General features: G+C 28.0%; 9 protein-coding genes. 7 read left to right on the top strand and 2 right to left on the bottom strand.

Annotated features, from left to right (window positions below; genetic code table 11):
• The 5 genes from ftcD to yjeM all read left to right on the top strand — a co-directional run bounded on the left by ftcD (position 1) and on the right by yjeM (position 6,585).
• Positions 1-891, top strand: coding sequence for a glutamate formimidoyltransferase (gene ftcD / locus LQE93_RS04540; protein ID WP_231072193.1), 891 nt, complete (start codon positions 1-3; stop codon positions 889-891).
• 1 nt (position 892) lies between these two features.
• Positions 893-2,152, top strand: a complete 1,260-nt coding sequence (gene hutI / locus LQE93_RS04535; RefSeq protein WP_231072191.1) for an imidazolonepropionase — start codon at positions 893-895, stop codon at positions 2,150-2,152.
• A 13-nt stretch (positions 2,153-2,165) separates the two neighbouring features.
• A complete protein-coding gene (locus LQE93_RS04530; RefSeq protein ID WP_231072189.1) occupies positions 2,166-2,807 on the top strand; it encodes a cyclodeaminase/cyclohydrolase family protein in 642 nt (213 codons plus the stop codon).
• Between the two features lie 16 nt (positions 2,808-2,823).
• Positions 2,824-4,848, top strand: a complete 2,025-nt coding sequence (locus LQE93_RS04525) for a urocanate hydratase (RefSeq protein WP_231072187.1) — start codon at positions 2,824-2,826, stop codon at positions 4,846-4,848.
• Positions 4,849-5,067: 219 nt separating this feature from the next.
• Complete coding sequence (gene yjeM / locus LQE93_RS04520) at positions 5,068-6,585, top strand: glutamate/gamma-aminobutyrate family transporter YjeM (protein WP_231072186.1); 1,518 nt, start codon at positions 5,068-5,070, stop codon at positions 6,583-6,585.
• Between the two features lie 37 nt (positions 6,586-6,622).
• Here yjeM and LQE93_RS04515 read toward each other — a convergent pair whose 3' ends face one another.
• Positions 6,623-6,895: a DUF1294 domain-containing protein gene (locus LQE93_RS04515; protein ID WP_442870534.1), complete on the bottom strand. Its 273-nt coding sequence runs from the start codon at positions 6,893-6,895 to the stop codon at positions 6,623-6,625.
• 80 nt (positions 6,896-6,975) lie between these two features.
• Positions 6,976-7,566: a glycerol-3-phosphate 1-O-acyltransferase PlsY gene (plsY, locus tag LQE93_RS04510; protein ID WP_055262910.1), complete on the bottom strand. Its 591-nt coding sequence runs from the start codon at positions 7,564-7,566 to the stop codon at positions 6,976-6,978.
• Positions 7,567-7,800: 234 nt separating this feature from the next.
• Here plsY and LQE93_RS04505 point away from each other — a divergent pair, with 234 nt between their 5' ends.
• Both LQE93_RS04505 and LQE93_RS04500 read left to right on the top strand, forming a co-directional pair.
• Positions 7,801-8,430, top strand: coding sequence for a DUF488 domain-containing protein (locus LQE93_RS04505; protein WP_186838669.1), 630 nt, complete (start codon positions 7,801-7,803; stop codon positions 8,428-8,430).
• Positions 8,431-8,643: 213 nt separating this feature from the next.
• Positions 8,644-11,592 carry a helicase C-terminal domain-containing protein gene (locus LQE93_RS04500; RefSeq protein ID WP_231072183.1) on the top strand — a complete coding sequence of 983 codons (2,949 nt, stop codon included), beginning with the start codon at positions 8,644-8,646 and terminating at the stop codon, positions 11,590-11,592.
• Positions 11,593-11,785 lie beyond the last annotated feature (193 nt).

Here is an 11,785-nt window from a genome sequence, read left to right as displayed (position 1 = left end):
ATGGCAAAAATAATTGAATGTATACCTAATTTTAGTGAAGGTAGAGATCCTGTAATCATAGATAAAATAATAGATACCCTTAGAGGAAAAGAAGGTATAAAGCTTTTAGACTATTCTAGTGATAAAGATCATAATCGAACTGTAGTGACATTTGTAGGTTCACCAGAAAAGGTATATGAAGGAATACTAAATATGGCAGATAAGGTATATGAATATATAGATATGAGAAAACATAATGGTGAGCATCCGAGGATGGGAGCTTTAGATGTTGTTCCCTTTGTGCCTGTTAATGATGTAACTATGGAAGAATGTATAAGCTTAGCTAATAAAGTTGCTAAAGAGATAGGGGATAAATATAAAGTACCTGTATATTTATATGAAGATGCTGCTACTAAAGAGGAAAGAAGAAATTTAGCAACAGTTAGAAAAGGGCAATATGAAGGGTTTTTTGAAAAAATAAATAATCCAGAATGGAAACCAGATTATGGACCTAGTGTAATGAATGCCAAGTTAGGATGTGCTGCTATTGGAGCAAGAGTACCTTTGGTTGCCTTTAATGTTAATTTAGATACAAATAATATAGAGATAGCTCAAAATATAGCAAAGGTTGTTAGACACATAGGTGGTGGATTAAGGTATGTTAAAGCTATGCCAGTAGAGCTAAAGGAGAGAAATATAGTTCAAGTATCTATGAATTTAGTTAATTATGAGAAGACTGCAATATATAGAGCTTTTGAGATGATAAAGATGGAAGCTAAAAGATATGGAGTTAATGTAATAGGTAGTGAAGTTATTGGATTAGTGCCAATGGCTGCATTAATACAATGTGCAGAATATTATCTCCAAATTGAAAATTTTTCTAAAGAACAAATATTAGAAACGAGGCTATAGTATGTTTTTAATATTAAAAAATATAAGCTCTCTTGTTACCTGTAGAGGAAGTTATGGAAAAACTAAAGATGAGATGAAAGATGCAGGAATAATTGCTAATGGATATATAGTAATAGAAAATGAATATATCAAAGAAATTGGTGAGGGAGATGGATATTTAAAATATCTTAATAATGAGGCTGTATCTATAGACTGTAATGGTAAAACTGTAACTCCAGGTCTAATAGATTGTCATACTCATATAGTATATAGTGGGTCACGAGAAAAGGAGCTTAAGTTAAAGTTAAATAATAAAAGCTATATAGATATTCTTAAAGCTGGTGGAGGTATATTAAGTACAGTAAGAAGTACAAGAAATGCATCATTAGAACAATTAATAAAAGAAAGTGAAATTAGATTAAATAATATGCTTTTGCATGGTACAACAACTATTGAAAGTAAATCAGGCTATGGATTGAATCTTAAAGATGAAGTTAAAATACTAAAAGTTAATAAAAAATTAAATGATACTCACCCAATAGATATAATATCAACTTATCTTGGAGCTCATGCTATTCCAGAAGAGTATAAATACAATAGAGAAAAATATATTGAGGAAATAATTAATAATCATATTCCATATATAGTAGATAATAACTTAGCAGAATATATAGATGTATTTTGTGAGAGAGGAGTATTTACTGTAGAAGAATCAAAAAGGATTTTAGAAGCTGGGATAAGTAAAGGATTGAAAGCTAAGATTCATGGTGATGAAATAGAAAGTATAGGGGGAGGTGAATTAGCTGGTGAGTTAAAAGCAACTTCTGCTGAACACTTAGTAGCTATATCAGACAAAGGAATAGTATCTTTATGCGAAAATAATGTGATTGCAGTTTTATTACCATCTACATCATTTTATTTAATGCTGAATCACTATGCTGACGCTAGGAAGATGATAGATAATGGAGTGAAGATAGCATTATCTACAGATTGTAATCCAGGAACATCACCTAATGAATCATTACAATTTACTATGACTTTAGCATGCTATGGAATGAGATTATTACCAGAAGAGATTATAAATGCAGTTACTATAAACGCTGCTTGTGCAATAAATAGAGAAAAAGAAATAGGAAGTATAGAAGTAGGTAAAAGGGCTGATATAACAGTTTTTAATAGTAATAGTTTAGAATATTTAATATATCATATTGGAAGTAATGCAGTAGATAAAGTTATAAAAAATGGAAAAATAGTAGTTGAAAGTGGAAAGTTAAAATTTTAGGGGGTATGAACAAATGTTTGCAAATAGTAAAATAGAAGACTTTTTAGAAAATGTATCTTCCTCAGAACCAACACCAGGAGGGGGAACTGTAGCGGCATTATTAGCAGCACTATCATCATCTTTAGTAAGTATGGTTTATGATATTACAAGTAATAAAAGCATGTTTTTAAATTTAGATAAAAGTGTAAAGAGTGAAATATTATTAGCACAAGATAGGATAGGTAATATAACAAGATTATTTTTAAAACTTATGGAGGACGATGCTGTTGCCTTCAATAAAGTGATGATAGCGTATAAACTACCTAAGTCTAATGAAGATGAGATTAGTTTTAGAAATAATAAAATTCAAGATAGCTATAAAGAGGCTCTATATATACCTCTTCAAACTCTTAGAGAAAGCTATAAGCTATATGATTATATATATTTGGCATGTTTATATGGAAATAAGAATGCTATAACTGATGTTGGGGTAGCTGCATTATCATTACAGTCAGCTATAGAAGGAGCTGCACTAAATGTAAAGATAAATGCAAAATATATAGAAGACAGAGAATATGTATCTTTAATTATTTATGAATGTAATGAAACTATAAAAAATGGTAGAGATAAAAGAGATGATATATTGAAGAAGGTGCAAATGGAATTAGAATGTTAATGGAAGGTTGAGATTTATGAATAATAAAGATATATATAATTCAATGAATATAAAATTAGATAATGTATTGCCAGATAAGACTATATTTAAAGAAGGTATAAGAAGAGCCCCTGATAGAGGATTTAATTTGACAAAAGAAGAAACAGAGTTAGCTCTTAGAAATGCTTTGAGATATATTCCTGAAGAATTGCATGAAGAAATAGCACCAGAATTTTTAGAAGAGCTTACTACTAGAGGAAGGATATATGGATATAGATTTAGGCCGAAGGAAAGGATTTATGGTAAGCCTATAGATCAATATAAAGGTAAATGTATAGAGGGAAAAGCATTTCAAGTTATGATAGATAATAATTTAAGTTTTGACATAGCTTTATATCCATATGAACTTGTTACTTACGGAGAAACTGGACAAGTGTTTCAGAATTGGATGCAGTATTGTTTAGTTAAAAAATATCTAGAAGAACTTACAAACGAGCAAACTTTAGTTATTGAATCAGGTCATCCTGTAGGTCTCTTTAAATCAAGAAAAGAAGCACCAAGAGTAATAATTACTAATGCTATTATGATAGGACAATTCGATAATTTAAAAGATTGGCATAGAGCTATGCAATTAGGTGTAGCAAACTATGGACAAATGACAGCAGGTGGATGGATGTATATTGGTCCTCAAGGAATAGTGCATGGAACCTTTAATACCATATTAAATGCAGGAAGATTAAAGCTTGGAATTAAAGAGGATGAAGATTTAAGTGGTTATATTTTTGTATCATCTGGTTTAGGTGGAATGAGTGGAGCTCAAGGTAAAGCCGCAGAAATAGCTGGAGCAGTTGGTATAATTGCAGAAGTTGATTATTCAAGAATTGAAACAAGATACAACCAGGGGTGGATTAAGATTGTATCTAATAATCTAGATGAAGTATTTAAGATTGCAGAAGAATATAAATTTAGAAAAGAACCTATTTCAATAGCTTATCATGGAAATATAGTAAACTTACTAGAATATGTCGTGAAAAATAATAAAAACATAGACCTTTTATCTGACCAAACATCTTGTCATGCTGTATATGATGGTGGATACTGCCCAAGAGGAATTGATTTTGCAGAGAGAACTAGACTTTTAAAAGAAGAAAGAGCAGAGTTTGAAAGATTAGTTGATTGTACACTAAAAGACCACTTCAAATTAATAAAAGAATTATGTAACAGAGGGATATATTTCTTTGATTATGGAAATTCATTTATGAAAGCTATATTTGATGCAGGTGTTAAAGAAATATCTAAAAATGGAATAGATGAAAAGGATGGCTTTATTTTTCCGTCTTATGTAGAAGATATAATGGGACCAGAACTTTTTGATTATGGTTATGGCCCTTTTAGATGGGTATGTTTAAGTGGAAAAGAAGAGGATTTAATAAAAACTGATAAGGCAGCAATGGAATGTATTAATCCTAATAGGAGAGCACAAGATAGAGATAATTATGTTTGGATAAAAAATGCTCAGAAAAATAATTTGGTAGTTGGAACAAAAGCAAGAATTCTATATCAAGATGCTTATGGTCGTAGAGACATAGCCTTAAAGTTTAATGAAATGATAAGGAATGGTGAAATAGGTCCAATAATGATAGGCCGTGATCATCATGATGTAAGTGGAACAGATTCACCTTTTAGAGAAACGTCTAATATTAAAGATGGTAGTAACATTATGGCTGATATGGCTGTTCAATGCTATGTAGGAAATGCTTCGAGAGGTATGAGTTTAGTAGCTCTTCATAATGGTGGTGGAGTTGGTATAGGCAAAGCTATAAATGGTGGATTTGGATTAGTTTTAGATGGTAGTTTCTATGTGGATGAAGTAATAAATTCAGCTATCCTTTGGGATGTTATGGGAGGTGTAGCTAGAAGAGCTTGGGCTAGAAATGAAAACTCTATAACTACTAGCATTGATTATAATATTAATAATAAAAATAAAGATCATATAACCTTACCTATTTTATCATCAAATGAACTTATTGAAAGTGTTGTAACAAAACATTTTAATTATTAAAATTTGTCAAAATTATTATCGTAAAAATTTTGATATCTATACTATGAATAAAAAATAGACTTCTGATAAAGATAATAGTAAATAATTTTAATGAAAACGTTAATTCATTAGATATTTGCTAATGTATCAGATGGAATATAATGATTAAGTTTGCTATTATTAAATTTAAAGTATAATTCTGTGGAATTACACTTTAATAAACAAAAGAGGAGATAAGATATGGGAAGTAAAAAAAGTACATCTAAATTAACTTTAATGGCTCTTATACTTATGATTTTTACATCAGTATTTGGTTTTAACAATATTCCAAGAGCATTTTACCTTATGGGATATTCAGCTATTCCATGGTATATTTTTGGGGCAATTGCCTTTTTTATTCCTTATGCATTTATGATGGCAGAGTTTGGTGCTGCTTACAAAGATGAAAAAGGTGGAATATATTCATGGATGGAAAGCTCTGTAGGACGTAAATTTGCATTTATTGGGACATTTATGTGGTTTTCTTCTTATATAGTATGGATGGTAAGTGTATCATCTTCTATATGGGTACCTTTATCAAACCTAATATTTGGTGCAGATAAAACATCTACTTGGTCATTATTTGGCCTAAACTCAGCACAAACACTTGGAATTCTAGGAATATGTTTTATTATAGTAATAACATTCCTATCATCAAAGGGAATGAACAGTATTTCAAAAGTAGCTTCAGTTGGAGGAGCTTTTGTAACAAGTGCTAATGTTGTACTGATTGTTGGTTCAATTATTGTTCTTTGTGCAAACAAATTTAAATTTGCACAACCTATAACTTTAGAACAATTTACACATTCACCAAATCCAGCATATGGATCAATTCTTGGTGTGTTAGGATTCTTAGTTTTCGCTATTTTTGCTTATGGCGGATTAGAAGCAGTTGGAGGATTAGTTGACCAAACTGAAAACTCTCAAGTAACATTTCCGAAAGGGATTAAGATTTCAGCAATAGTTATTGGAGTTGGATATTCTTTAGCAATACTTACAGTTGGATTCTTTACAAATTGGGATGCAGTATTAAATAATCCTAATGTTACAATGGCAAATGTTTCTTATGTTGTTATTAAAAACTTAGGAATAGAATTAGGTAAGGTTTTCGGCTTGTCACCGAATGGAATAGAAATAATGGGTACATGGTTTGCTAGATATATAGGGCTTGCAATGTTCCTAGCATTACTTGGAGCATTCTTTACATTAATTTATGCACCGTTAAAGCAATTAATTGAAGGAGCTCCAAAGGGAATTTGGCCAAAAAGCTGGACTGAATTAGATAAGAATGGAATGCCAGTTAAAGCTATGTATGTTCAAGGTATAGCAGTTATAGCTATAATACTTATTGCATCATTTGGGGGACGTAATTCAGATAAATTCTTAGATTACTTAATACTTATGGGTAACGTGTCTATGACAATACCAACTATGTTCTTAGCTATAGCTTTTATTTACTTTAAGAAAAATGATAATATTAAAAAACCATTTGTTATATTCAAGAGTAAAACAATGGCTACAGTTTGGGCGATAATAGTTACAATAACAGTTGGATTTGCAAACTTCTTCACAATAATTCAACCAGCTATTGAAACTAAAGACTACGTTTCAACAATATTCCAATTAGCAGGGCCTATAGTATTTGGATTGATAGCATTTATATTAATTTCGAATTTTGAAAGAAAAGAAAAAAATAAAGATAAAAAAAGAGTTGCATAATAGCAGCTCTTTTTTTCATATACTACGAAAGTTTAAATTATCTAATTATATTAGCTATTACAAATAGCTGAATTACTAGAATTATAGGAATTCCTACTTTGAATTTTAGGTGCTTAGTTTTGTGTCTAAAAGTATACATTCCTATAAGAGAGCCTATTGAACCTCCTAATAAAGATATCAATATAAGTGTATGTTCACTTATTCTCCATTCTTTTTTTATAGCGCGTCTCTTATCTATGTACATTAATATAAAAGATACGAAATTTATTATAATAAAATATATAGTAAAATACTTAATCAAATTATTCACCTCTTCTAATAATTATATATAACTGGTTATAAAGAAAAATTCTTAAGTATAAAGTAACTTAAGAATTTTTAAAAGTATTATTATTTTTCAGTTCCATCTATTAATCTTTTTATATTAGCTCTATGTCTCCAAAAACAAAGTGCAGCAGCTATAAATGTTGATATAATCAAGTATTTATCATAACCAAAAAGCCATGTAGAAGTACATAAAACTACTGCAGCAGTTAATGATCTAATAGAAACTATTTTTGTAAAAAGTTTTAAGCCAAAGAAAACTATCGCTGTAACTATGAAAGCTTTAGGAACTATAAACATAAATGCTGCAGCTGAAGTTGCAACTCCCTTACCACCTTTAAATTTTAAGAAAATAGTGTAGTTATGTCCAAGTATTGCTGCTAATGCAACTAACCCTAAGCTTAAACTTTTATTAGTTGTTAATATATTATTAGCTAAAAGTATTTGTGTTAAAACGACAGGGACAATAGCTTTTAACATATCTAGTATAGCTGTTATTTTACCTATTTTTTTACCAGCAACTCTTCCAACGTTAGTAGCGCCAATATTTCCACTTCCATAATCTCTTACATCTTTATTTAACTTTTTCTTAACTATAATGTATCCACTAGGTATAGATCCCATAAGATAACTAAAAATAATTAATAATGCTAGCATGTTAAACTCCTTTGTTAATTCTAAATATTAATAAAAATAAAATAATATGATATCTTTATAAATATAATATTATTTTAGATATTGAAAATATGCAAGAGAAACATAATATTATAACTTTAAAATCTACTCGATATTATAAATAATATAAGAATTTATAGTAAAAATTAAATTAAGACTATATTTTAACAAGATAAAAAGATTAGATTTGTTAGTTAAAGAAAGGATAAGTTTATGATAGATATTTATACAATAGGACATTCTAATTATTCTATAGAGAGATTTGTTGAAATGTTAAAAAAGTTTAAAATAGATGTAGTAGTTGATATTAGAGGAACTCCTTATTCAAAATATAATACTCAATATAATAAAGAAGCGTTAGGCATTACATTGAAAGAGCTAGGATTTAAATATATTTATATGGGGAGAGAGTTTGCTGCACAAAGAGATAATAAAATAATTTATACGTGGGAAGGATATTCAGATTTTGAAAAGGTTATTAATGAACCAAGTTTTATAGAAGGGATTGAAAGACTAAAGAACGGTTTAGCAAAGGGATATACTATAGCATTATTAGGTGCTAAACAAGATCCTGTTAATTGTCATAGATTTGCTCTTGTTGGAAGAGATTTATATAAAAGAGGTTTTAATGTTAAACATATAGAAGATGATTTAACTATTTCATCCCAATTAGATTTAGAAGAAAGGTTGTTAGAACGATATTATCCTAATGAAGAACAAATTACTATGGATTTATTATTAAACGGTGAAAAAAGTAGAGAAGAGAAACTTATAGACAGTTATAGAAAGATAAATAGAGAAATTGGGTTTAGAGTTGAAAATTTAAATGTAACAAAGAAAATTTAACTTTCATAATATAGTATAATGAATATACTATGGGAGTGAAAATATGAATAAATGGGATGACTTGGCTATGGTAACTTTTATTGCATGTGATGTAATAATTGAGAACACAGAGAATTTCAAGTTGTTTTCTAATTACTTTTATAAAAATTTAAAATATGAAGCAAAAGATATACTTAAAAGACTATTCAAATAAAATAAAGGAGGTGGTTTTTTATGAATTATAAAAGTGTTTTAAATAATTTAGTGTATCTAGATATAGAAACCACCGGATTAGATCCTCTTAGTTCTGAAATTATTGAGATTGGAGCTATAAAGATTAAGGATTTTATACAAAGTGAAATAAGTATTTTGATTAAACCCCTAAAAGATGTTCCCAAAGGTATATATCATCTATGTGAAGGACTTAGAAAAGAAGATTTAGATAATGGGTATGAACTACAAGAAGCCAAGAGTATATTGAAAGAGTTTATTGAGGAGTTGCCTTTAATTTGTCATAATAAATCTTTTGAAAAATCTTTTTTCTCATATTACTTTCCAGATATAAACAATAACATGTTAGATTCAATGGAATTAGCATGTATATTAGAACCAAATCGAAAGTCTTACAATATTCAAGATCTTCTAAGTGAGATTACTACAATAAGAGAAAAGGAAAGACATCGAGGACTTAGTGATTCAATTCATACTATGTTAATTGTTAATTCGTTATTGTGCAGATTGTGGCAAAAAGAAGAAGAGAATAATAAAGTTAATGCTTTATATAATGACATAAAGAAATTGTTTAATAACAGACCTTCGTGGGAATGGGAAGAGTACTTATTAAAACCAATTATGTTTGATTTTATTGATTATCCTTATGTTTTATTTAAGGAGCGTTTATTTAAACCTTTAAGAATGAACAAAATTGATATAGATTATGAAAGATATGAAAAACTTTTAAGAGATAATGAAATATGGAATAACGGTGGAGATTTTAAATATCAGTATAGAGCAGATCAAGAGTCTATTTCTTTACAGATAAGAAATAACTATGAGAAAAGTAAAAGAATATTTATTGAAGCACCAACAGGGAGTGGAAAGACATTTGCATATCTTTTAATTGCTATTATTACAGCTTATTTAAATAAGCAAAATAAAAATTATGAAGATAGTAATTTTGTAATTTCAACAGATACAAAAGAATTGCAGAATCAATTAATTGACAAAGATATCCCTAATATGCTTAGAAAATTAAATTTATATAATAAAATAAACTTTGGAGCTATGAAAGGCAAAGGAAACTACATTTGTATGGAAAGACTTAAAAAATCTAAAGAATTTGACAATGATGATATGAGTTTGCTTGCTTTTATATTTTTAAAGAGATATGGAGAAGATGGTATTAGTGGTGATTTAGAAAATATTAATTTTTGGGCCTTAAATCATTTTAAAATTGATAAATATAAGATACATATTAATTGTGATAGTGAAAATTGTAATTTAGATAGATGTAAAACTACATGCTATTTAAAGAATAGATATAATGAATTGCAAAAAGAGAACATTACAGTTGTTAATCACTCCCTATTAGCTAGTTGGCCATATTCAGAAAAAAGAAAAATTAATCATTTAATTATAGATGAGGCTCATAATTTAATGGAAAAAGCATATGATTTCTTTTCGGAAGAATTTAATTCATTTGAGTTTTTAGAGTTATTAAAGCAAATAAATGAAACAACTCCATCTATTATATTTTTATTAAAAAGGTTGAATGGATTATATAACTATAAGAATCATATTGATACAGATGATATAATTAATAAATCAAAAGATGTAGAAATTAATTTAGCTTTTATACTAAATGAGTTTAGAAGACTAGGCCTAAAAAATGGACAGTACAACTTTAGTGATGAATTTTTTAATTCTGAAGAAATATTGAAAAAATCGTTATCTAGTATTAAAGAACTATTAAGTAATATCAAATTAAGTATCTATAGACTTTATAAAGTTTTAGATGACTACATGAAAAGTATACTAGATGAAGATGAAAAAGATTCTGGAAACGAATATAGAGTGCTGAGTAATTATGTTATGAAACTTAGAGATTCTTTTGAGATAATTGATAACTTTTTAGAGTTTTCAAAAGATTATGCAAAAGTGTTAGAAATAGATAAGGAATATAGGTATTTTATAATCAAGAATATACCGTTAAACATAGCTAAGTTAATTAATGAAAATATGTTAAAGGAAGTTAAAAGCACAGTTTTTATTTCGGCTACTTTAAGAATTAATAATTCATTTAATGAAGTTAAAAAAATATTAGGTCAACAAGAAGCGAATACCTTTTTCATAAAGCCAGTATTTAATTTAAAAGATAGAACTAAAATTTTTACAGTAAAAGACATAGGTTCTTATAAGAATGAGGATATATTTGCTAATAATACTGCAAAATTCATTTATGAATTAGCTGTAAAAACAAAAGGGCATATGCTAGTTTTATTTAGTAATAACTTAAGAAGACAAAGTGTAATGAATAGATTAATTCAATATGCTAAAGGTACTGCTTTAGAGGTATACGATAATAAAAAGGCTATACAATATTTAAAAGATAAAAATAGACAGGTTGTAATCTTAGGTAGTAAAGGATTCTTTGAAGGAATAGACATTCCAGGTGATTCTTTAAATTGTGTAATAATAGATAAAATTCCTAATATAAATCCTACTGATCCTTTATATAAAGCTTTAAAAGCGTATACGAATATTTATTATAGTGGATACAATTACCCTAAAGTGTGTATCAAAGTTAAACAGGGATATGGACGATTAGTAAGGAGTATATATGATTATGGATATTTTATAATTCTTGATGGAGGCACCAATAGTGAGACTTTAAGAAAATTAGAAGGAGATTTAAATGGTCCTCGTATCAATGAAAAATGGAGCAAAGAAATAGTAAATAATATATCTCTTGATTTTAATAGGTGGGATGAGGAAAATTTTAATAGCATTATTAAAGAAATAGATATTAATAAAATTAAGAATAGCTTTAATGATATTTCTTTTAAGATGAATTTGTATTGGGAATGTATAGAAAATGATGCTATGAAAGAGATATCAAAGTTTAAAAATAATGAAAAGATAATTGAATTAAAATTACAAGACATTAAAAATAAAAAGTTGTGAACTATAAAATGCTCACAACTTTTTTTGTAATTTATGACAAAATATCAAAGCTTAAAAGGATAATAGTGGGATAATAATACTTATATTGGAAAATAAAAATATATTAAAAATACAATATCTTGTATTTGATTAAAAAGCGTTGACAAAAGGTCGAAATTTATCGTATTCTGTTAGATGTGCGAAAGCTTTTTTG

The organism is Clostridium sp. NSJ-145 (genome assembly GCF_021044725.1).
Taxonomy (GTDB): domain Bacteria; phylum Bacillota; class Clostridia; order Clostridiales; family Clostridiaceae; genus Clostridium; species Clostridium disporicum_B.
Note: the sequence above shows the minus strand (reverse complement) of the source record. Positions and strands in the feature narration are given on the sequence as shown.

Bases quoted from the DNA above. Each gene is read 5' to 3' on its own strand.
- ftcD (WP_231072193.1), top strand. From the start codon at position 1: ATGGCAAAAATAATTGAATGTATACCTAATTTTAGTGAAGGTAGAGAT.
- hutI (WP_231072191.1), top strand. From the start codon at position 893: ATGTTTTTAATATTAAAAAATATAAGCTCTCTTGTTACCTGTAGAGGA.
- LQE93_RS04530 (WP_231072189.1), top strand. From the start codon at position 2,166: ATGTTTGCAAATAGTAAAATAGAAGACTTTTTAGAAAATGTATCTTCC.
- LQE93_RS04525 (WP_231072187.1), top strand. From the start codon at position 2,824: ATGAATAATAAAGATATATATAATTCAATGAATATAAAATTAGATAAT.
- yjeM (WP_231072186.1), top strand. From the start codon at position 5,068: ATGGGAAGTAAAAAAAGTACATCTAAATTAACTTTAATGGCTCTTATA.
- plsY (WP_055262910.1), bottom strand. From the start codon at position 7,566: ATGCTAGCATTATTAATTATTTTTAGTTATCTTATGGGATCTATACCT.
- LQE93_RS04500 (WP_231072183.1), top strand. From the start codon at position 8,644: ATGAATTATAAAAGTGTTTTAAATAATTTAGTGTATCTAGATATAGAA.